This window comes from Isosphaeraceae bacterium EP7 (assembly GCA_038400315.1).
Taxonomy (GTDB): Bacteria; Planctomycetota; Planctomycetia; order Isosphaerales; family Isosphaeraceae; genus EP7.
The window spans coordinates 1,695,373-1,718,770 of record CP151667.1; the positions used below are offsets into that span (position 1 = coordinate 1,695,373).

Sequence of the window (23,398 nt, forward strand, 5' to 3'; positions counted from 1 at the left end):
GTCTGGTGGTTCGCTTCGTTCAATCCTTCGAAGCCGGCTGGGCGCCGTCGTTGCGGGGGGTGAGCAGAACCGTCTTCAGGTCGAAGACGGCGTTGTTGATGGGCCCGTCGGCGCGGATGTCCAGCGTCTGACGCCCGGCGTCGAGGTGGACCTCGGCGACGAAGGCGGTCCGGTAGCGGTCCCACGAACCGGGGGCCGTGGGGCCGACGACGGACGAGAATTCGCGGCCGGGGATGCGGATCAGGTAGCGATTTCCGGCCGATTCGTCGGGGCAGGCCCACTCGATCGAGAGGGTATAAGTTCCCTCCCTGGCGACGTCGAGCGACCAGGAAGCTCGATCGCTCGGGGACGACCAGAAGCCGAGATTCGCATGCTCGGGCTCGAACGCGAGCGTGTCTCCATAGATCGATGCGGCGCTCGCCACCAGCCGGATCGAGCCGTCGGCCTGCTGGGCGACGGTGCGGGGCGTGTTGCCGGGGAACGACCTGGGGGCCGCGCCCTGGCCTCTCAGATAGGCGACGAGGTCGGCGAGCTCGCCCGGCTTGAGGTCGCGCTCTAGCCCTTCGGGCATGAGTGACTTGCCGCCGAACTTGAGGGCTTCGATGTCGGCGCGGAGGAGGACGTCGAGGCGACCGCCGGCCGACTTGAGGGTGACGGCGTTGGCGGTCTCCGATGCCAGGATTCCGCTCAGGACGCGGCCATCGGAGAGCGCGGCGGAGGCCTCGACATAGCGGGCGTCGACGTCGCGGTTGGGGTCGAAGATCGCGGCGAGCAGCCCTTGCGGCGAGAGGTCGGTGAGCGCGGCCAGGTCGGGGCCGACTTCGTGGCCCACACCGCCCAGCTTGTGGCAGGTCGAGCAGAGCCGGCCGAAGACGACGGCCCCCTTCTCGACACTGCCCGCGCCGCTCCCTTCTTCGAGCCTCGCGGCGACCAGCTCAGCGCGGGCGGTGTCGCGGCCGAGGCCGGGGAGCGTCTGGGCGCGGGCGCGGATGGCGTCGTCGGGGTGATCGACGAGCTGTTTGCGGCGTCCCGCGTCGATCGATCCGGCGGGGATCAGGTTCTTCGCCAGGGCGTCGAGCAGGAGTGACGTCGAGCCGGGTCGAGCGAGGAGCGCGTCGAGCAGGTCGCCGCGATCGGCCGGGGGGAGGGCCGGCCAGGCGGCGAGGAGCCTGGCACCGGCGTCAGGGTCGTCGATCCTGGCGAGCCGGGCGATGGCTGCGGACCGGAGCGCGGGCGGGGCCTCGGCGGTCAGGAAGCTGGAAACAAGGGCGAGATCGGCGGGGAGCTTGCGAGGTTCGCGGCCGAGAAGACGGACGGCGAGGGCGCGGTCATCGTCGGGGATGGACTCGCGTCCGACGATCTGACGCGCGACGCCGAAGGTCGGGAGGAGGGGGGAGAGGTCGAGGTGGCGGCTCTCGGCGAGCTCGGCCAGCGCGGAGAGCCGCCAGGTCTGGGGATGCTCCGGATCGAGCTTCGCGAGAAGCGGGAAGAGGCCAGCGAGCGCCTTCGCGGTGCCCGGCGTGGCGGGCGCCGCGGCCAGCGTGGCGACGAGCGGGCTGACGAGTCGAGAGTCGGGCGTGCCCTGGCCGGCCGCCCCGAGCACGGCGGAGAGGACCTCGGCCGGGAGCCTGAATGCGGAGCTGAGCACGGCTCCCCGGATCCATTCGTCTTCGGGATCGCGGAGGGCGATGCGGGCGAGGGCCGCGGCGGAATGGGGATCATTGGACGCGCCGAGGGAGAGGGCGAGCTGATAACGGACGATGAGTGCGGGGTCGGATTCGAGGGCCAGGAGGCCTTCGAGGATGATGGATCTGCCGGCGACGCGGCGCCCCGACAAAAGGACTGCGTGACGCCGGACTCTGGCGTCGAAGTCCTTGAACGATGCAATCAGGAGGGTGTCGGGCAGCGATCCGAGGGTGTCGAGGATGCCGAGGGCCTGGAGGCGGACGCTCGGGCGGGGCGAGTTGGCGGCGAGGCGTGCCAGGGTCGGGACGGCCAGCGTGTCGGCACGGTGGAGGAGCAAGCGATGGACGGTGTCGCGGCGGGTGCCGCTGGAATCGTCAAGCGCGGCGGCGAGGGCCGGCGTGTCGAGGGTTTCGAGGCTGGCGGGGGCGTGGCGCGAGGCGTCGGCCTGTCGCGTGACGCGATAGATGCGGCCGAGGTCGGCGCCGGCGCGGACGTCGAGGGTGGCGAGCTGATCGGGGCTGATCCAGCGAGGGTGTTCGATGACGTGCCGGTACATGTCGACGACGTAGAGGGCGCCGTCGGGACCGGTGCGGGCCTGGACGGGCCGGGACCAGGGGTCGGTGGAGGCGAAGAATTCTTGATTGTCTGGGGTGAGTGCGCGTTGACCGGCGAATGTGACGCCGTCGTCGGTGAGGGTCTCGCGGTGAACGAGGTTGTGGACGGGCTCGCAGACGAAGAGGTTGTTCTGGTATTCGGGGCCGAGGGAGTCGCCCCGGTAAATGCAGATCCCGCACGCTGAAGTGGCGTAATTCAGGCTCTCGGGGTGGTTGAATCGCTCCTGCGGGGTGCTCGCCGGATAGAGCTTGTTGGGGTCCTCGGATCGGGGGACGTAGACGGACGGGTCGGGGGTGGCGACGCGCGGATTACGTCGCGCGGCGTCGTCGGGGAAGGGGAAGTGATTGGCCAGGGCGCTGTTGCTGCACCCGAAGGCGTTGCCCCAGTCGTCGCGGACCCGGCCCTGCTGGCTGAGGCCCGAGACGGGCTCGACGGTGCCGCGGTCGGGGTCGAACCGGAGGTCACGGCCGCCGAGGTCGACGACCTGGCCGGTGAGGGTGGACCTGATCGACCCGCCGAGCAGCCCGTTGGCGGCGTGGACCAGGCCGTCGAGGCCGAGGTGGAGTCCGTTGATGCGAGCCTGATAGTTCTCGGAGTTGAAGCCTTCGAAGAGCACCCTGCGGATGTCGGCCTTGCCGTCGCCGTCGGTGTCCTCGGCGTAGAGGATCTCGGGGGCGGCACAGATGAGCACGCCCTTACGCCAGGCCATGATCCCGGTGGGGAAGGGGAGGTCGTCGAGGAGGGTCGTCGCGGTGTCATATCGGCCGTCGCCGTCGGCGTCCCTGAGCCGCTTGACGCGGCCTCCGGGCTTGAACTTGCGGTCGAGGCCTGTGGGGTAGTCGTACATCTCGCAGACCCAGAGCGAGCCGTCCCCCCCCCAGTCGATGGCGACTGGGGAGGTGACCAGGGGCTCGGCAGCGACGAGTTCGGCCTTCAGGCCGGGCGGGAGCTTGATCGACCTGCGCGACTGATCGGGCGTCTTGGGAGCGGTCCCTTTGACCGGGGCTTGCGCCTTCGCGTGGAACTTCGGCGGCGAGATGGCGAGGACCTGCGCGATGATCGCGTCCTCGACGCCGGGCTTGAGACGGGTGGGCCAGCCGTAGTAAGCCATCGCGCCGATGGCCTCGTAGCCGCCTTCGCGCAGGATGCGCTCGGAGGGGATATAGCAGGGATCGTCATTTGTGTATGCGACGACCCAGAGCCGGGCGGGATCGAGTTCCTTCTTGAGACGCAGGACGTAGTCGACCACGACCTCGCCGGGGAGGAAGACCATCAAGAGGTCGTCATCGAAGGCCCAGGTCTGGACGGAGTAGGGGATGGAATCGATGGGGGGCGTTCCGGCCTCAAGCTGCTTCAGATAGTTGGATGCGTTGTAGCCTGGGGCACCGCCGGCCTTGATGGTTTCGAGATACTGCTCGCGGGTGGGGAGGGTGTCGAATGGGAGGCGGAACGACTTGAGAGTCGCGGCGGGGGGACCTTCCAGGGGTTTCAGCGGGCCGGCGATGAGTCGCGCAACCTCCTTGCCGAGCTTCTCTCCGTGGGCGTTGACGACGGCCTTGCCGGGCGTGCCTCGAAGCTTGGGGTTGGCGTCGGCCCCGCAGCCGACGATGGTCAGGGCGACGACGCCGGGGTGGTCACGCTCGATGGCGGCCTGCGCGACGCCGGCCCAGTCGGCGTGAATCGTGTTCTCCGATGGGTCCATGGTGGTGCAATGGCATGCGTAATTGACGAGCACCGCGCGGGGCTTGCCGTCCGTCCCGCGGGCGACGAGGACCGGGACGGAGTGATCGACGGGGCCGCCCTTGGTCCGGCGGTTCTCGGCGAAGTCGACCGAGCCTTGCGACCAGCCGAGGGTGGCCGGGGATCGGGCGGCGAGGGCGTCCAGGCAGACCTTCTCCAGCTTGTCCGCGAGGCCGACCGTGTAGCGATCGATCGTGGACTGCTCGAGATCGGTATACTTTCGTCCGAAGATATTCGGCGCGAGGCCCGTGATGCAGGGGGCGCTGTGGGTGTGCGAGGCGGAGACGGTGAGCCGTTCTCGGGGCAGGCCGACCTTCTTCTGGAGCCGGGCCGAGAGGTCGGCGACGAGGTCGTCGGTGACCCCGAGGAGGTCCGCCGAGAGGAGCAGGACGGGCCCCTGGGCGTCCGATCCGATGGCGATCGCCTTGGCGCGGATCGGCTGGTCGATCCCCTTGGAGGGGCCGGAACGTCCGAGGTAGCCGTGCAGGCGGATGGGCCCATCGGGAGAAATGTCGACCTGCGCGACCCCGACGTCGACGGCCAGGGCCGTTCCATTCATCGTCGCGAGGGAGAGCAGAAGGATTGCCGCGAGCCGGGATTGCATGGAGGGGGTGTCCTGGGAGGAGGTGGGGCGGGGTCTGCCTCACATGCTGACGGGGCCGTGGCCTCGGGTCAACCGACGAGTTCGCCCCGGCGGTCCAGACGGTCCCGGCGGTCCTGGGTCGTGTCGGGCTGGCATGTCCGATGGAGTTCGGGGAGGAGGCCAGGACGCGTCAATGGGATCGAATCGTGAGATTTCCAAGGTGAGGCGGCAGGGGATGGGTCGGGCTGCTTGAAAGACTCCCGGAATTTTGGCGAAGGAGTAGGCTTCGCACGCGTCGGCGCAGGCTACAATAACCGCCGAGCCCCGGAGGAGTGCGGGGGACTTGCCGAGTCGGATACGCCTTCTGAGTGGAGGGGCCGATGAGTGAAGGCGAGAGGCCGAGGCGATTCGGACGACCGTCGCGCCTGGCGCAACTGACGGTCGCGATGGCGTGCGTCGTCCCCGCGGGGCACGTCGCGCTGGTGAGGGGACCGGCCTGGCACGAATCCGTGCTCGCCTGGCGCAGTGCGTGGAGAGTCGAGTTGATGGCCGCGAAGCTGCGCGACACCAACGCGGCGGAGCGCGCGGCGGGGCTCGACGGCCTGATCACGGCGGGCCCCGTGGCCGAACCCTGGCTGGTCGAGGCCGCGACCGAGGAAGACGTCGAGGTGCGCTTGCTGGCGATCCAGGCGCTAGGGCGGGTCTCACCAACGCCGACGACGGCGGCGATCGACGCGTTGCGGGCGAACTTCCGCAATCTCGACGTGCGGGTGAGGCGGGCCGCGGTCGATGTCCTGAACCGGGTCGGCGTCGAGAAGGTCACGCGGGCGCGTGCGGAGCTCTATTGGGCGCTCGACGACGAGGACTCGGAGGTCCGGTTCCACTCGGCACGATTGCTGACGCGGATGGAGACGGAACCGGTCGAACCGGCAATCTGGGTGCTTCTGGAACTCCTGAGATTGCCCGAGGACTCGACTTCGTTCGGGCGAATGGATGCGGTCGATGCCCTGAGGCTCGCGGGGCCGAGGGCCGAGCGGCGGGCCGTGGCCGAGCTCATCACGCTCGTGAGTAGCAAGGATGTGAGCACGCGTCGGTCGTCGGTGGAGTGCCTCGAGCGGCTGGGGCCCAGGGCGGCCGAGGCGGTGTCGGCGCTCGAGGGGGCGATGAAGGATGAGGATCAGGCGGTGCGGTGCATGGCGACGTTGGCGCTCCTCGAGATCGAAGTGTGGGAAGAACGGCGGACGCGATCGCTGCTCGTGAGCCTGGCGGGTTCGGCCGACCTGCCGCCGACGGTCTCGGCCCGAGTGCGTTCGATCGTGGATTCGGGCCCTTTGAAATCGAATTCCAAATTTTTGTTTCGCGACGTCGTGCAAGGGATTCAGATCGGCGGGCGAGATCGCGGCTCCTCTCGATTTATGCCCCTGGGAGTCAACAGGCCGTCGAGGCTGGGCGCCATGCCTTGACGCCCGGCCTGCCTCGGTCGGAACTCGCTCGTGAGTCGCGGCCCTCGGGAGATCGGGGGGCGAGAATGACATCAACGCATGCCGAATCGCGAGAAGACAGCCGCGTGGTCGGAGGGCCAGCGGGTGGCGTGGCGGTCCACCACGGTCGAGGCTTCGACGTCGAGGGCATCCCCCTTCCAGAAGATGAAATCGATGCGGTCCTGGATCTGATCAGGGAAGCGCGGCGACCAGGTCCGGTCCTTCGATCGGTCGGCCTCGGGGTTGGCGACGCGGTAAGCGTCGCGAAAGCCAGCAGCCTCGATGATCGCGGTGACGGGCCAGCGGACGGGGGGACCGAATCGGGCTCGATTCGCCTCGGTATAATCGAGGTGCGAGTTGCTGTTGAAGTCTCCGGCGAGGATGACCGGGACGCCTGGAAGGTCGGCCATCTGGTCCTTGATGCCGTCGAGGATCGCACGCACCTCGACGGCGCGGGTGGGCCCGTCGGCGGCGATGAGGTCGGCGGGCGACCTGCCGTCGCGCGAGCGAGGGTCGGTCCAGATGTCGTCGACGTAGTGAATCCAGGCGGTGAAGACGGCGAATTGCCGGCCGTCGGGGCGCTCGATGAGGGCGCCGACGCAGTGGAACGGCTTGTAAACGGACAGGTCGCGCTTGATGGGCCAGCGGCTGAGGATCGAGACGTTGGTGCCGCGCGGGTGGAACGCATAGCCGAGGTGGTCGGCGATCACCTGGCCGCTGCCGTAGGTCTCGACCATGGCGACCACGTCGGCCTCCGTGGCCTTGATGACGTCGGCGATGCTCTTCTGCTTGGCCGCCTTGACGGCGGGATCAGTCGCCGACTTGGCCTCGTCGCCGCCGTTCCAGATGTTCCAGGCGAGGACGCGGAGGTGGTCGGCGGGACCTGCCGCGAGGGTCGCACGGGAACAGGCGAACAGGACGGCGAGGGCGAACGCGGTCGTGGATCGCGACCCTTGGTGGATCATGTGTCTGCGCTCGTGGTGTGGGACGTGTTGCGAACACAAGAGAGGGGCGAACTCGACGGTCAGAAGACCTGATTGAGCCCCATCCAGAGAATCGGGCCGCGGCCGGTGCCGATGGGCTGGGCGATATCCAGGCGGAGAGTGGCGCGTTCCAGGAAGGAGAAGAGGGTGGTGTCCAGGCGGAGGCCGACTCCGATGCCGCTGACGACGCCCTGGTCTTTTCCGCCGAGGAACGACTGGCCGACGTCGTAGAAGACGGTGCCGAAGAGGTTGCGGAAGGAGAGGGCGTGGTCCATCACGTCGCGGTCGATGTTGCGCCACAGGGGCGCACGCCATTCGAGCGTGATCAGCCAGACGGCGTTGCCGATGTCCTGGCTGAGGTCGAGAGCGCGGAGTCGACGGCCGCCGCCCAGCCGGAAATAGGGCTCGGTGTCTGGGAAGCCGATGCCGCCGTAGGCTCGGAAGGCGAACCGCGAGCGTGAGAAGTAGCCCAGGCCCTCGGGAAGCGGCCGGACGATGCCGTACTCGGCGGAGATGCGCTCGTAGCTATACTGGGATCCGAATGCCTTGAATCCATACTCGGCGTTGAGGTCGATGAGCTGGCCGCCGACGGGGTCCCAGAACGGGAAGAGGGTATTCAGCCGGTAGCGGGCGCCCACGGCGGTGAGGCGGCCGTTGACCGGCCGGCCGTCGTCGCCGGCCCAGAATTCATTGCCATTGCCCAGGTAGATCTCGGCGAACCCCTGGTCGTCGGCCAGGAAGCTGGAACTCTCCAGGAAGCGGTGGCGGAGGAAGATGCGCCCGCCCGAATGCCGTTTGTCATTGTAGAAGTTGTACATGCCCTGTTCATAGAAGACGCCGACGGCATCCTTGGGCCCGGGCAGGTGGAAGAGGGTGGCCTGGCCGCCGAAGATGGCCTCGTTGAGCGCGGGCTCGACGCCGGCCCAGCCGATGATCTGCCACTTCTCCAGCCGCTGGAAACCGGCCTTGAAGCCGCCGCGGGCGTACTGGTCGATGAACGGGCCTGCAACGAGGCTGGGCTTGTCGTAGGCCTGGAACTGGCCGGCGGTGTCCAATGGAGTCATGAACGGCGTGACGCGCCAGGCGACCTCGGGCTTCCATCGGTTGTTGTCGGGCACGGCATCGAGGAGTGCGTGCTCGGGGTCGACGATCACCTGCGTGGGGGCTCCGGGCGCGACCAGCCGGACGGTCCAGGTCTTGCCGTCGCGGTCGACCTTGGCTCCCGGGATCTCGTAATGTTCGAGCTCGGGCCAGATGGGGACGCGGACTTCCGACTCCCCGGCGCGGCACATCACGACGGTGGGCTCGACCATCTCGCCGACGTGGGAGAGCTGCACGGTGACATCTCGGCCGGCCTGGGTGGTGAGCCCTGTCTTGACCGACGCGACCGACCAGTCGCCGTCCTTGTGCTCCACGAGCCAGCCGTCGAGGAACGCGGGCCAGTGACCTTCGGGATCGAATTCATTAAGCTCGCGCTTCAGGTCGGCATACGAGAACGTCTTGTAGGCGTAGTCGCGGTAGATATCCTGGAAGAAGGCGAAGAAGCGTTCGGGACCGAGGCGGTTGTGGACCATCTCGACGACCTTACCGCCGCGGTCATACGCGAGGCAGAAGAGGTTGCCGAGGTTGCCCATCTCGTTGATGTCGCGGAGAGCAGAGCCGGTGCCACCGCGGGCGCGCCAGCCGTAATAGCCGGAGAGGCGCATGTCCTCGCGGCCCACGGTGGGGAGCCAGTTGAGGGCGGTCGGCCAGACGATGAGCGGTGCGTTGCGGCCGTTCTTGGAGTCGAGCCGCAGGGCGGTGAAGCAGGTCACGAGCCCTTCGTCCATGAACGTCTCGCGGAAGCCGTCTGTGCCGACGACGTTCCAGAACCACTGGTGGCAGGTCTCGTGCGTGGCCAGGTGTTCGATGTAGCGGCGGCCGACCGAGGGGAGGCGTAAAACGCGGTCGTCGATGAAGACGAGGCCCGAGCACTCGTTGCCGTTCCAGCCGAAGAAGCCGGGCGCCATCTCGTATTCTTCGTCGTAGTAGGGCCCGAACCAGCGCTCGTACTGGGGGATGACCTCGCAGGCGGAGTCGAGCAGATAGGCGGCGTTGTCGTGGTGCTCGGGCAGGGAGACGACCCGTACGAGGGTGGAGCCGGCGCGACGCTGGTTGACCTCGAACCTGTTGGAGCAGGCCAGGGCGAAGTCGCGCGAGGGGCTGCCGCCGATGGTGATCAGCTTGCGGCCGGGCGCCGAGGGCTGCTCCTCCGAGATCCGCCCCGTGGACGCGACGACCTGATCTTTCGGAAGGTCGAAGGTGACGTTGTAGTGCGACGCCTCCTGGTGCCAGGGCTGGTGCCAGGGGACGAATGGGGTGCGCGACCACCCGCCGTCGTCGTGATAGGCCAGGACCGGATACCAGTTCATCAGGTAGGTGACGTCGCGATAGTGGCCCCAGCGCCCCCACTTCTCGGGCAGCGAGAGGGTGAAGTCGACCTCGCACTCGATCGACTTGCCGGGCGCCAGCGGCCCCGAGAGGGGGACCGACATCAGGGTGTCGATCTTGGGGTCGAAGTCATGGCGGGCCGGCTTGCCCGCGATCCGGACCTGGGAGACTTCCAGGCGTCGGCCCTGGGCGTCGAGCGCCTCGTCGGGGCTGAGTCGGAGGACTTCGAGCGTCTTGGACAAGGCGGGGATGTCGGCGGGGTCGACCTTGAATCGCGGGTAGACGTGGAAGACCAGCTCGTTCACGTCCACCTTGGAGCGGTTGGTGAACTTGACGACCTGGCTGGCGCCGACGCTCTTGGCATCGAGGTCGAGGCGGGCGTTGATCCGATATTCGGGGAGGCCCGCGGGGATCGCGGGTCGCAGGGGAGGGCCGAGCGGGACGGGCTCGTCGGCCAAGCCGTTGCTACCGATCAAGGACGCCAGGGCGATCGCGAGGATGGCCTGCGTGCGGATTCCGCGGCGGATTCGGCTCATCCTGCCCGCTGCCCTCTGCGACACGGTCGGGGCGCGCGGACGTGATGTCCGAGGGGGGCGCGGCCGCCGACTCGCCGGGGAGGTTAGCGGAAACGTAGGAAATCGAACAGCCGAAGCGATCGGCGATCAGACGTGGGTCAGCACCAGGGTCGCGTTCTGGCCGCCGAAACCGAAGCTATTCGAGATGGCCGAACGGAGCGGCTTCTCGCGAGCGGTGTTAGGGACATAGTCGAGGTCGCAGTCGGGGTCGGGGCAGGAGTGGTTGATGGTCGGCGGGATCACGCCTGAGTCGAGCGAGAGGGCCGTCGCGGCGGCTTCGAGGGCGCCCGAGGCGCCGATGAGGTGGCCGATCATCGACTTCTGCGAGCTCATGGGGACGGCCGAGGCGCGGTGGCCGAAGACCTGCTTGACGGCGACCGTCTCCATCAGGTCGTTCAGGCGCGTGCTCGTGCCGTGGGCGTTGATGTAGCTGACGTCGGCGGGGTCGAGCTTCGCTTCACGCAGGGCCGATCGCATCGAGATCGCGGCGCCCTTGCCATTGGGGTCAGGCCGTGTAATGCCGTAGGCGTCGAACGACGAGCCGTATCCGGTGATCTCGGCGTAAATCGTGGCACCACGACGCTTTGCACGCTGGAGGCTCTCCAGCACGAGCACCGCGGCCCCCTCGCCCATGACGAATCCGTCGCGTTCGCCGTCGAATGGGCGCGAGACCTCGGTGGCGGGCCGAAGGCCGGGGCTGAGAGCCTTCATGGCGGCGTAGGCGACGAGCAGATGGGGCTCGAGCCGGCTGTCGCAGCCGCCGGCGAGCATGACGTCGGCGTCGCCGCGGCTGATGAGGCGGAAGGCCTCGCCGATGGCCTGGGTGCCGGCGGCGCAAGCGGTGACGATGGTGTTGTTCGGGCCCATCGCCGTGTGCAGGATCGAGAGGTGCGCGGCGGCCATGTTTGGCAGGTGACGGAGCAGCCAGAGCGGGTCCATCGACAGGGCGCGCGACCTGGCGAATTCGGCCGCGTCGAACTCGCCGTCGCCATTGAGACTCGCGGCGATGGGGCCGACCAGCTCGCCGATGTCCATCGGCGTGATGCCGGTGCCCATGCAGACACCGAAGCGAGACGGGTCGAGTTTGCCCGTCTCAAGGCCCGCGTCCTCGACAGCCATGGCGCCGGCGCCGACGGCGAATGTCACGGCCCGGCTCATCATCTTCAGGTTCTTGCGTTGCGAGCCAAGGTAGGGGCCGACGTCGAAGTTCTTCACCTCGCCGGCGATCTTGATCGCCAGACCAGTGGTGTCGAACCCCTGGATCGGCCCGACCCCCGATCGTCCCTCGACGATCGCTTCGGCGAATTGCTTTCGGCCCAGGCCGTTAGGCGAAACGATGCCCAACCCGGTGATGACCACCCGACGCATGAGACACCCCATCTCGTCGCGCGACTTCCGTGACTCGCCGACGTCCAGTGGACTCGTGGCTTCGCACTCTTGCAGCCAATCACGATGTAGCGAACTCGAATCCACTCGCCAGCGAATCGACTCGCCGGCAAGCTTCGCCCTATCACCCCAATCTAGCACCCCGCCGTCGGAAATCAAGTCTGACTAGGAGTTCTGGGAAGATTGGGGAATAAATATAAGTTCCGTAATCCTCGCCCGTTGTACCCTAGCTAATGGTTGACTGACGAGGGGTTGAAGCCCGTGGTAAGATCGTTCGACCTGGCGGCGGGGCGACGGAGGGGGGGAACCCGGCCGGGCGACCCTTGCTCCAGGCCTTGAGGAGTCGGGGAGATGTCGCTGCCGCTTGCCGCCCGTTCCACGTTGATCGCCCCGTCCGCAACCCTGGCGATGGCCGCCGCGGCGAAGAAGCTCAAGGCGTCCGGGGTGGACGTCCTGGACTTCGCGCTCGGCGAGCCCGACTTCGATACTCCCAAGAACGTTCAGGACGCCGCGGTGCGCGCCATCCGCGAGGGGAAGACGCATTACACCCCCCCCGCGGGGATTCCCGAGTTGCGGTCCGCGCTGGCCGATCACTACACGAAGGCGGTCGGGCTGGCGACGAAGGCCGAGCAGGTTATCGTCTCGAACGGCTGCAAGCAGTCGATCCATAACGCCTTGATGGCCCTGACGGGACCGGGCGACGAGGTGATCATCCCGGCCCCGTACTGGGTGAGCTACGCCGACCTGGTGAAGCTGACCGGCGCCGAGCCCGTGATCGTGCAGACGACCGACGCGGCCGAATTCAAGCTGACTCCCGAGCAGTTCCTGGGCGCCGTGACGCCCAGGACCAAGCTGTTGATGATCAACAGCCCGTCGAACCCGACGGGCGTGGTCTACGGCCGTGGCGAACTGGAAGCCCTGGCCGACGCCGTGCTACAGACGAACGTTGGCGTGCTTTCCGACGAGATCTACGAGCAACTGACCTACGGTGACGCCCGGCCAACTTGCTTCGCCACGCTGCGACCTGGCCTGGCCGACAGGACCGTCACACTCAGTGGTGTCAGCAAGACTTATGCCATGACCGGCTGGCGTATTGGGTGGGCGGTGGCTCCGCTGGAAGTATCGAAGTTCATGGGCGACCTTCAGAGCCAGGAGACGAGCAACCCGTGCTCGGTCAGCCAGTGGGCGGCCCTGGAGGCGGTTACCGGACCGCAGGACGCCGTGGTCGAGATGAAGAAGGCTTTTTCCGACCGACGGGCCTACGTCCTGGATCGCGTGAAGCGTTTGCCTGGCGTGACTTGCGTCGAGCCGGGCGGGGCGTTCTATGTCTTCATGAACGTCACGAACCATTTTGGTCGGACCTTGGGCGGTTCCGTGGTGAATAATTCCACGGACTTCTGCCTGACGGCGCTCGCCCAGGCGCACGTGGCCCTGGTGATGGGCTCTGCGTTCGGGGCCGAGGGGTTCGCCCGGATGTCGTTCGCCACCGATCTGAAGACGATCGGCCGCGGGTTCGACGCCCTGGAGCAGTTCCTCGCGAGTTGAGTCGGGCGACGTCTCGTGCCGATTGATGCTGGTGACGGGGTGGTGCGGACGGAGGCAGGCGGTCGACCTTGCCCGATTTCCTGGATCGGGTTATGGTCCGACCGCCCTTCCGCTGGCCTACCTCCCCGCGCCGCATCCCGGAACGACGTCCGCTCTCACACGCTGGTCAGCCTGCCAAGTCCCGATGTCGGGGCACCCGGGCGGGCTGAACGGGGAGGTTTCCGGTCATGCATCGTCGGCACGCTAGCCTCGGCTTGCTCGCACTCCTGGCGACGGGTTGCCACGCCGGGAGCCTGCGCACGGCGCCCAGGCCCGAGGTGGCGTCGCTCACCCCGCAGGCCGAGATGACCCGGGATCAGGTGCTCGCAAGGCTCAACGCGAATGCCGCGGCGATCACGAGTCTTGAGGCCTATCCGGCGCTGACGGCCGTAATGGATGACGGGACCAAATACGGCCTATCCGGCCGCCTCCTGTTCGAGCGCCCGCGTAACTTCAAGCTGGTGATGCGGCATAGCGGCACCACCCAGGTCGACCTCGGCTCGAACGATCAGGGGTTCTGGATCTGGACGAAGGAACGCCGCGGCGACGACAAGAGCATTCTGTTCGGCACCTATGATGCCGACGGGGCCAGCACCACCGGCGCCAACATGCAGCCGGATTGGATCATCGAGGCCATGGGCCTGCGCGAATACAGCGAGCAGGACCGATCGAAGATCTCGATCGCGGCCTCGCCCACCTTGCCCAAGGGATACACCCTGAGCGAGCGTCTCACCTCGTCCACCGGCCAGAACCTGCTAAAGCAGACCGAGGTCGACGCCTCCGGCCTGCCCCGCTCGCGTAAGCTCTATTTGCTGGACAAGACGCAGAAGACGCTGCTGGCCGAGGCCTCGATCGCCCATTATCAGCAGGTGGCAATGGCCGCAGCCGACGAGGCGAGCACGCCCGTCCAGGCTCATGTGCCCGACTCGATGAAGCTAGTCTGGTACCTGCCGCAGAGGCTCGAGCTTCAGGTCATGTCGATGGCGAAGCTGGCTCCCAACGTGGCGATGAAGCCCGGCGCCTTCGACGAGCCCACCTACACCGGCTACGCCCGCCGCTCGATCGACCAGAGGGAAGCCCTGGCCGATGCCTCTGGCACCGGCACCGAGATTCGCGAGTCGTTGCCGTCCCACCCGTCGGCCAAGATGGGCGAGCCCACCCCGCTCGGCCCCGACGGCTCGAAGCGGACCTCATTCGATCCCGAGCCCATGGGCGCAGACCTCCCCGCCTTGCCCGCCGAGGCCAAACCCGAGGCCACCCGTGGCCTGATCCGCCCCGCCACCCCCAGGCCTCCGGTCTCGCAAGGCGAGGTGTCGGATCGTGAGGCCTTCCTCGAGATCCCCAATAGCCTGGCACGCTGAGGGTTCGCGAGGAGGCGTTCCTAGCTGTCCCCGAGGGAGTGGGTCAATCGCGTCACGGGTCCGGGGGATGTTAGCGCTCGCTCGATTTCCGCCTTTGGGCGGCGGCACGAAGCGTTCGGACATGAGATCAAGCTGACCAGTCGCCTTCCTGGCTCGGTCAGGCGAGATTCATGTCTGGCCGAACCCGATTCGGTTCGCCATTCTCGGGCAAGCGACCCCTTGCATGCAACGTAACCACGACGGCCGCGCCGACCATCGTGGGATGGTCGGCGCGGCCGTGTTGGCGTTGGTGGGCTGATGGCTTGATCAGCGGACCTTCTTCAGGAGGGCATCGACGTCCTTGGCCATGGCGGGGGTCAGGGACGCGGATCGGGCCTTGGCCTTCTCCAGATAGGGGACGGACTTGGTCGCCCGGTTGCGGTCGAGGGCGAGGAGACTGCCCATGTGGTAGTTCAGGGCGGGTAGGTCGGGGGACTGGTTCAGGCCCCGGGCGTAGGTTTCCTCGGCGGGCTTGAGCTGGCCCATACCCTGCTGGATCGAGCCGAGGGTGTCGAAGAATTCGCCGGGCAGGGTCGAGGGGTCGGCCCGCTTGAGGAACGCGTTGGCGAGATCCAGGGCGTCCTGGCCACGCTTGAAGTAGGAGTGGAGGATCCAGGCCTTGTTGTTGACGGCCTCGACGGAGGTGGCGTCGACCTTCAGGACCTTGTCGTACTCGACCAGGGCTCGTTCGAGCAGCTCCTTCGCCCCGTTGGAGGAGGGGTCAGACTCGGCGATGGCGAGGAGCAGGTCGCCGAGGTTGAGATGGACGGCCGGCAGGTCGAGGAGCTCGGCGGCCTTCTCGGCCCAGGGGAGGGCCAGGTCGGGCTTGCCGCCGCGCTGGAAGCCGATGGCGAGGGCCAGGCAGGACTGGCCCTTGGTGTCGCGGCCGCCGGCGGATTCTGCCAAAGCCTTGGCCTCGACGAGATCCTTGGCGGCGGGGTCCTTGCCGGGCTCGCCGGATCGGACGAGCAGCTCGACGAGCTTCGACAGGCTGGTCGCGTCGTCGGGGCTGACCTTCAGGGCGTCCTTCAACGTGGCGATGGCCTGGTCACGCTGGCCCCCGGCGATCTGGACCTCGGCGAGCTGGTAGTAGAAGTTGAGCTGGTTGGGCTGACGCTTGATGGCCGCGGCGAGAAGCGAGGTCGCCTCGTCGCGATTGGTCGACTGCTGGGTGGGCGAGCCGGGTCGCTTGACCAGTCCTCGCGCCTGGAGGACCAGGGCGTCGGGGCGGTCCTGGTCGGTGTTCAGCACGGCGGACGTCTGCTTGAGGGCCTCGTCGAACTGGCCGAGGGACAGGTTGGCCTGGGCCAGCAAGAGTCGGACGTCAGTCTGGCGTGGGTTGCGCTCGAGGGCTTCGGTGTACGAGTCGGCCATCTCGCGGGTCTTGTTCTGCACCTGGTAGAGCCGGGCGCGGAGCAAGGGGCCGGCGGGCGACGACGGATTCTCGGTGTCCATCTGCTGGGTCAGGGTCAGGGCCCGTGTCAGGTCGCCCTGTCGGGCGGCCAGCTCGGCCTCGGCCTGGGTGAAGGAGAGGTCCTTGGGGAACTTGATCCGCATCTCGCGGATGAGGGTGGCCGACTTCTCATTGAGCGTCTTCTCGGCGGCGGCGTCATTCTTGCGGCCCGCATCGACGGCCTGCTGGACGACGAGCTGGACGAGCAGATGCGCGAGCCTGGGATCGTCGGGCTGGTCGGTGCGGAGGTCGCGGACGACGGCCTCGGCGGCGGCGTGGTTGCCGCGGTCGCGGTAGACGTCGGCCAGGAGCCGGCGGAAGGGGCTCTTGGGGGCGGCCTTGACCTTGGCTTCGACGAAGGCGAGGGCGCCGTCGGAGTCGTTCTGGAGCATCAGGACGCGGTAGCGGGCCTGGACCAGCTCGATGGAGTCGGGCTTGCGTTCGAGGCCGCGGTCGAGCGTGGCGGCGGCCTGTTTGAGGCCGTCGAGGCCCGGCGTGGCCAGGTTCTCGAAGGCCGCGAGCATCAGGAAGAACGCGGCGGGCGGCTCCTTCGACCCGGAGATCGCCGAGCGGAGCAGGGCGATGGCGTCGGCCGGCTTCTTGGCGGTGCCGAGGATCGAGGCCTTGCTGACGACGGCCGCGGGCTGCGCGGGGTCGGCGGCCAGGACGAGGTCGAGCTGCTTGGTCGCCTCGGTGGCCTCGTTGTTCTTGCGGAAGAAGTCGGCGGCCCGGACCCGGTCGCCGGGGGTCGGCGGCGTCTTGGCATCGCCCAGGATCGCGACGATCTCGGCGCGGGCGGTTCCCCAGTCACCCTTGGCGGCCTCGGCCGTGGCGAGCTGCCAGCGGAGCGACTTGTTGACCGTGCCGGTCTCATTGGAGGAGAGCAGCTTGGTGTAGCGGGCGATGGCGTCGTCGAAGTTGCCGCTCTCCAGCGACATCCCGGCCAGGGCGCTCTCGGCGGCCGTGGTCAGGGTGATCCCGGAGTCAAGTTCCTTCGTCGGCTGATCCCGGACGATGGCCTCGAAGACCTTGGCGGCCTCGGTGGTGCCGCCGACCTGGCCGTCGACCTGGGCCTTCCAGAACTGGACGACCTTGTTGCCGGGGTCCTTCACCAGGGCCTGCTCGAAGTGGGCCGAGGCCGAGGGGTAATCGCCGCGCGACATGGCGAGCTGGGCGTCAAGCAGGTCGGCTGCGGCGGCTTCTTTCCAGCGGGCCCTGATCTTGGCGATGGTGGCCACGACGGCCTTCTCGTCCTTACGCCTCAGGTCGAGGATGGCGAGCTGGACGAGCGGGGCCGAGTTGTCGCAGCGGGTCGCGGCCGCGCTGAGCAGCTCGCGGGCCTGATCGGGCTTGTCGAGCATCTCGGCCAGGATCTGGGCGCGAAGCTGGATGGCGCCGATATTGTCGGGCTGCTTCTCGAGGAAGGCCTTCAGGACGGCGTCGGCCTCGTCGTACTTCTTCTCGCGGGAGAGGAGCGACGCCTCAAGGCTGGCCAGCTCGCCCGATTCGGGATAACGCTTGCGGGCGGCGGCAAGCACTTCCTGGGCGTTGGTCGTCTTGCCGATTTCCATCAGGGTCAGAACGGCGAGGTGCTCAGCCTGGGCACCGGCCTTGCCGTCGCCCCTGAGCTGCTCGATCCGCTTGATGGCGACATCCTGGCGGCCGAGAAGGACCTCGATCTGGGCGATCCGGAGGCCGACGGCGGGGGTCGGCTTCAGGCCGGCGGCGAACGCCTTCTCATACTCGGCGAGCGACTGGATCAGGTCGGCCTTGGTGCGGCGCGACTGGGCGATCTCGCCGGCCAGCAGGTGGACGGTCCCGGCGATCTCCTTGGGAAGGCGGCCCGAGTCGAGCTGCGTGAGCAGGCGCTCGACGACCGGCTTGGCCTCCTCGGGATAGCCGGCCTGGACCATGGCCCACGCGGCCCAGATCTGATACTGGGCGTCGATCGGCCCCTTGCGAAGGGCGGCGACGAGGTGCTGACGGCCGAGTGCGGCCTCTTGCGAGAGGATCAGGGCCACGCCGTAGCGGGCCTCGGCCTCGGGGACTTCGGGCAGCAGCTCGGTGGCCGCCTTGAGGTGGACGATGGCCGATGTGCGCATCTTGGCGGCCGCCGGCGTGAGCGTCAGGCTCCCGGTCGGGCCGGGTTCATTCGCCGGGTCAGCGCCAGGGGTGCCGCCGGGGCCGCTGGCTCCGACGAGGCCGGACTTCTCCAGGTCGATGGCCCCCTGGAACAGGTGGGCGAACCCCTGGTGACGCGGGGACGAGCTGGCGAGGAGATCGTCGATGAACGGCTTGGCCACCTCGAACCGCTTGGGGTCGGTCGGATCCGACAGGGCGGCCTCGACGGCGATGGCCTTGAGGTTGTTCACCGAGTCCGCGAAGGCGGGCTGCTTGGCCAGCTTGGAGCCGAGCCCCTGGGCCACGACCTCCAGGCAGCGGGCCCGTTTGCGGCGGAAGCGGAGGTGATTCGCGTAGGTGACGCACAGCGAGGGATCGGCGCCGCCGGGGCGGGCGAGGGCCCGCTTGAAGACCGAGTCGGCGACCTCGTCAATCGAGCCGACCATGGCCTCGACGGCCGGGAGCATCGGCGGGGGCTGAGTCGCGGAGAGCTGGCTGAGCCCGCGCTGAACGCCGTCGACGATGCCTGCGAGGCGGGCCAGCCGCATCGAAGGGACCTCGGGCAGCGAGGCCAGAGCCTGGACCTCGGCCTGGAACGCCTTGACGCGTTCGGCCTTGAGGGCCATCTCCGGGGCGACCTGGAGGTCCATGGCCCGCAGCCTGATGAGGGCCATCTGGTCGAGCGGGTCGGTGCCGAGCGTCATGGCACGGGCCCGCACGAGCACGGCGTCGCGGCCGGCCTCGTCCTTGGCCAGGTCGGCGACCCTTGCCTTGATCCAGTCGGTGCGTGCCGAGGTGGGCGCGGCGGCCTCGACAACGGCGAGGTGCTTGCTGACTTCGGCCAGGCTGGGCGTGGATTCGTCGAGCTGCTCGAGCGCCAGGACGTCATGGGCGGGGGCGTCCTTGGGATCGAGGGCGACGACCTCCTTGGCCCAGCGGGTTGCCTCGCCCAACTCTTCCTGCTGAATGGCGTCGGTCAGCAGGAGCCTGCGGGGCTGGACGCGCTTCTTGTCGAACTTGGCGGCCTGGGCCAGCGAGCTCAGGCGGTCGGCGCGGAGGGCGGCGGCCCGCTCCGGCTCGGCGGTCTGCTTCTCCCACTCGCCGAACATCTCGGCCAGCTCTTCATGCACCGCGGAGGCCTTGCCGTCGGCCTGGAGGGCGCGCTGATACTGGATCTTGGCCCGCTCGAAGTTCTTGGCGGTGCGTTCGACGCGGGCCAGGCCGACGAGGTCGGACGACCCGACGGGGGCCATGGTGAGGATGACCAGGCCGGCCGCGGCGATCACCACGAACAGGCCGGAAAGCAGCAGCAACGGTTTCCAGCGGACGGTCATCGGGCTCAACTCCTTGGGCTCGCGAAACCGGGCCACGCCCTGGGCTTGAATGCCCCCCGCCATCGACCCTCCGGGTCGCGTCGGGAGACGCCCTGGGGCGCGTCGTTGTCAATCAAAGGGAGCGGTTCGGGCGCGGCGGCTCGATGAGTGACATCAAGACGAGTGCCGCGGACCTGGGCGAGAGATCGCCAGTGGGAAGGGGAGACGAGCCGGAAGAGGTGGGGAGATGTGCGCGGTTGGGCAACGCCATTCGCCCCGAAAACCCCGGTGGGTCGCGATCCTTCGCCTGGAAACTCGGCCGTGGCCGCCAGCATAGAAGACCCGCGGCGCGATTGACAAGCCTCCACCCAGGTTCTCGCCCGGATTCCTCCGAGCATGGGGGCATGTCGTTACGCGCCGCGAGCAGTTTCGCCGACGGCTCATTCTTCATTCGTGAAATCGCCGGACGAGGCGACGCGATTTGCTTGCGAGATGGCTCAGCGACGGGCGGTGGTCGAGGAATCTCGGAAGAGGAACGCGCTCAGGTGCAGCGAGTCGGGGAACCAGTAACGCAGGCCCGACCTCGACGCAGAGAACTTGGGCAACCCGCGCACCAACGTCCGGTTGTTCTTCCAGCAGTGCGGGCAGAAGCCCCGATCGGCCACGTCGATGTCCGCATACCGCGTGGGATTCTTCAGAAAAGCGGCGCGGCTGGGTTCGTCGGCGAACGTGTAGAGGTGGCCTCGGTAGAGCAGGCCGAACCGGGGATCACCCCGCCGGAGGTCCCCTTTGTCCACCAGATTCACCGGGCAGTTCCCCTCGTTGCGGGGGACGAACCGAGACGGGTCGGAGAGGAACTTCGAACGAGCCTGGGCGTTGGCGAAGCGATATTCCGACCCTTCGTAGCTGGCCTTCATCAGCTCGCGGCCCGGCACGATCTTCCGGTCGGAGACCAGCGAGACGGGGCAGACGCCGTCGAGCTTGATCGCCGCGAGCCTCGACTCGGCGGGGTCGGGCAGGGGGCTCTTGCTCGGCCGGCCGTCGGCGGAGAGCGAGCCCGCGAGGAAGCCGTCGAAGGCCTCCGCCTCGGCGAAGCCTTCTTGCCTGGCGATGATCTGGCCGGACGGGGTGACGATCACCGTCGAGGGGAGGACGCTCAGGCCGAGGTCCAGGGCATACTGTTCGTGCGTCTCGGTGCTGAGGGTGACGGGGATGAACTGGGCCCCGGCGCGTGACCGGACGCGGGGGTCTCGGAACGTCTCCTCGTCCATCTTGTGGCAGTTCTGGCACCAGGGTCCGGTGAACTGGATCCAGAGCAGGCGATTCGAAGACAGGGCTTCCGCCTGGGCGCGGGCGAGGTCGGTGCGCCAGGCGATGGGGGTCGGCTCGGCCCCGAGAAGGTTCGGACAAACGGAGAGAAGGAGGAGGGAAATCATCGGGGCGACAAAGCGATGAGCGACCCTCGTCGGTCGAGTATTCCGTTTGGGCATTCGGCGGCTCCGTCAAGGCGGCGGCGGGATGGAGTCGGTGCGCATTGCAGGTCGAGGGGGAAAGGGGCACTCCATCCCTGGAGCTGTTCCGCCCCTTGGAAGGGCGGAGCCATGCCGTTGGCGGGGGGCGAGGTCAAGGTGTGCTCTTTCGATCGGAATGCACCCACCGCAACCTCCAGAAGAATAAAGGAGTTGCAAACATTCGAGGGCCGTCCGCGACGGCTCGGCCGATTCGACGTCTCGTCGCGGTGAAACGCGTCCGACGATGTCTGACGATGTCGCCAGACGCAACGATCCGAGCGATCGGGGGGCTGCCAGCGCGTCGATTGACCGTCCAACCGGTTCTGGTACGATGGTGGTGCGTCCCATAATCCCGGCATGGCCGGGGTTTGGGGCGGGAGTGAGTCGGGCTGCGTTGGCCGAAAGGTCGTCGCCGTCCGCAGTTCGTTTCTCTGTCCTAGAACCGACGTGTCGTCGCGAGACGGAGAGCCACCCGACCCTTGACCGGGCCGGGACGGTGACCGTGGATCCTGCGCGGCGATCGACGAAATGTGGATTTCAACGCGACGAGGCTCCCCGGTGCAGTTCCTGCTCATCCTCACCTGCTGGGCTTGCGACCGGACGAAGCTGCGGCACGCAGCCACGTCCCTCCGTCGCGTGCACCGCGGCGCGGGGTGGATGCTGGCGACCGCGGGTCCTTCGTCGATGCGAGACGGATGCTCGGTGGGCGGTCTTCCGTCAACCGGGTTGAACCGAGGTCGCCCCCGGCCTGGGCCGCTCCTGCGAATCGACGCAGGGATGGTCCGCGGCGGGTGTCCCCGATCGAGTGGCGATCCCCTGCGCCTCGCCCGTCTCCGCCGGTGTTATCCGCCTCGTTGATCGAGCCTTCGATCCATCCCCCGCCGCGCGGGCCTACGAGGGCCCGTGGACCACTTCGCCGCCGACTTCACGCATTCGATATACGTGAAAGGTTAGGCCCGTCATGGACGGGGCAATGCTCGCCAGCCTCTCCGGGGCCCTCGCCCTGGGGATCGCCGCCGGCTATGGCGGCTGCATGGCGTTGATCCGGACCCGGGCCAGGTCTGCCCGTGGCCTGGCCTCGGAGATCCTCGCCGAAGCCCGCCGCGACGCCGACTCGGTCCGCCGCGAGGCCGACATCCGCGCCCGCGATGAATCGTTCAGCCGCCGCGAGGCCCTCGAACGCGAGGTCGACCAGACCCGCAAGGGCCTGCGCGACCTGGAAGCCCGGCTCGAGAAGCGCAACGACCTGCTCGACCAGAAACTCGACCTGATCAACAAGAAGGACCGCGAGTTCGAGACGGTCCAGAAGTTCCTCACCGACCAGCAGGAAGAGCTCGGGCGCAAGAATACCGAGGTCAAGCAGCTCCTCGTCGACCATCGCGAGACGCTGCACAGACTCTCGAGGTTAGGCCCCGAGGAGGCCCGCGAGATGCTCCTGCGCCGGCTCGACACCGAGATGACGCACGAGACCGGCGGCCTGATCCTGAAGCATGAACGGTCAATGCACGAGACTTGCCAGCAAAAAGCCCGCGAGATCCTCGCCAGCGCCATCCAGCGGTATGCCGCGGGGCACACGGCCGAGACCACCGTGAGCACCGTCGACATCCCCAATGATGACATGAAGGGGCGCATCATCGGCCGCGAGGGGCGCAATATCCGCGCCTTCGAGAAGGCCACCGGCGTCGACGTCATTGTCGACGACACTCCCGGGATTGTCATCGTCACCGGGTTCGACAACCTGAGGCGCGAGACGGCCAAGATCGCGCTGGAGAAGCTGATCCAGGACGGCCGGATTCACCCGACGCGAATCGAGGAAATCGTCCTGGAAACCCAGGAGGAGATGGAGCGGCACGTCCGCCAGCTCGGCCGGGCCGCCGCCCAGGAGGCCAACGTCTCGGGCCTGCACGACAAGCTGCTCGACTACCTGGGCAAGCTCAAGTTCCGCACCAGCTACAGCCAGAACGTGCTGAGGCACTCGATCGAGGTGGCCTACCTGACGGGTAACCTGGCCGAGGAGCTGGGGCTCGACGGCGCGCTCGGCCGTCGTTGCGGGCTGCTGCACGACATCGGCAAGGCGGCCGATCACGAGATGGAAGGGGGGCACCCGCAGATCGGGGCCGACCTGACCAAGCGCTACGGCGAGGGCAAGGAAGTCGTCCACGCGGCGCTCGGCCATCACGACGACCTGCGGGCCGACACGCCTTATACGGTCCTCGTCGCCGCCGCCGACGCCATCAGCGCCAGCCGTCCCGGCGCCCGCCGCGAGACCCTGGAGAAGTACGTCCGCCGACTCGAAGAGCTGGAAGCCCTGGTGCACGGCTTCCCCGGCGTCGAGCAGGCCTACGCGATCCAGGCGGGCCGCGAGGTTCGCGTGATCGCCGACAGCGGGCGGGTCAACGACGAGGACGCGGCCAAGTTGGCCCGCGACATCGCCAAGGCGATCCAGGCCCAGCTCACCTATCCGGGCGAGGTCAAGGTGACCGTCCTGCGCGAGATGCGCATGGTCGAGTACGCCCGCTAACTCGAACAATCTCAGA

The 23,398-nt window shown here is 67.9% G+C and carries 10 protein-coding genes; 4 read left to right on the forward strand and 6 right to left on the reverse strand.

The genetic code is table 11. The features are described 5' to 3' along the window. Positions 1 to 19 precede the first annotated feature (19 nt). Positions 20 to 4,645 (reverse strand): PVC-type heme-binding CxxCH protein, encoded by a 4,626-nt coding sequence (locus EP7_RS06610; RefSeq protein ID WP_463526953.1) that lies wholly within the window; start codon positions 4,643 to 4,645, stop codon positions 20 to 22. Positions 4,646 to 5,004: 359 nt separating this feature from the next. Here EP7_RS06610 and EP7_RS06615 point away from each other — a divergent pair, with 359 nt between their 5' ends. Next, complete coding sequence (locus EP7_RS06615) at positions 5,005 to 6,087, forward strand: HEAT repeat domain-containing protein (protein ID WP_463526954.1); 1,083 nt, start codon at positions 5,005 to 5,007, stop codon at positions 6,085 to 6,087. A gap of 71 nt (positions 6,088 to 6,158) precedes the next feature. Here EP7_RS06615 and EP7_RS06620 read toward each other — a convergent pair whose 3' ends face one another. From EP7_RS06620 to EP7_RS06630, 3 genes are all read right to left on the reverse strand, one after another. Next, positions 6,159 to 7,070, reverse strand: a complete 912-nt coding sequence (locus tag EP7_RS06620) for an endonuclease/exonuclease/phosphatase family protein (RefSeq protein WP_463526955.1) — start codon at positions 7,068 to 7,070, stop codon at positions 6,159 to 6,161. Between the two features lie 59 nt (positions 7,071 to 7,129). Then, positions 7,130 to 10,054 (reverse strand): M1 family metallopeptidase, encoded by a 2,925-nt coding sequence (locus EP7_RS06625; protein WP_463526956.1) that lies wholly within the window; start codon positions 10,052 to 10,054, stop codon positions 7,130 to 7,132. Positions 10,055 to 10,180: 126 nt separating this feature from the next. After that, positions 10,181 to 11,461: a beta-ketoacyl-[acyl-carrier-protein] synthase family protein gene (locus tag EP7_RS06630; RefSeq protein ID WP_463526957.1), complete on the reverse strand. Its 1,281-nt coding sequence runs from the start codon at positions 11,459 to 11,461 to the stop codon at positions 10,181 to 10,183. A 369-nt stretch (positions 11,462 to 11,830) separates the two neighbouring features. On the opposite strand from EP7_RS06630, the gene EP7_RS06635 reads away from it, so the two are divergent. Together EP7_RS06635 and EP7_RS06640 are read left to right on the forward strand one after the other, a co-directional pair. Then, entirely contained in the window at positions 11,831 to 13,024 is a 1,194-nt protein-coding gene (locus tag EP7_RS06635) for a pyridoxal phosphate-dependent aminotransferase (protein WP_463526958.1), read from the forward strand. 227 nt (positions 13,025 to 13,251) lie between these two features. After that, positions 13,252 to 14,424 carry a hypothetical protein gene (locus tag EP7_RS06640; RefSeq protein WP_463526959.1) on the forward strand — a complete coding sequence of 391 codons (1,173 nt, stop codon included), beginning with the start codon at positions 13,252 to 13,254 and terminating at the stop codon, positions 14,422 to 14,424. A 306-nt stretch (positions 14,425 to 14,730) separates the two neighbouring features. On the opposite strand, the gene EP7_RS06645 is transcribed toward EP7_RS06640, so the two are convergent. Continuing rightward, positions 14,731 to 19,434, reverse strand: a complete 4,704-nt coding sequence (locus EP7_RS06645) for a tetratricopeptide repeat protein (protein ID WP_463526960.1) — start codon at positions 19,432 to 19,434, stop codon at positions 14,731 to 14,733. 413 nt (positions 19,435 to 19,847) lie between these two features. Then, complete coding sequence (locus EP7_RS06650) at positions 19,848 to 20,786, reverse strand: thioredoxin family protein (protein ID WP_463526961.1); 939 nt, start codon at positions 20,784 to 20,786, stop codon at positions 19,848 to 19,850. A gap of 1,036 nt (positions 20,787 to 21,822) precedes the next feature. Between EP7_RS06650 and rny the strand changes: the two genes are divergently transcribed. Then, on the forward strand, positions 21,823 to 23,382 hold the full coding sequence (rny, locus tag EP7_RS06655; RefSeq protein WP_463526962.1) for a ribonuclease Y: 1,560 nt from the start codon (positions 21,823 to 21,825) through the stop codon (positions 23,380 to 23,382). Positions 23,383 to 23,398: the final 16 nt, after the last annotated feature.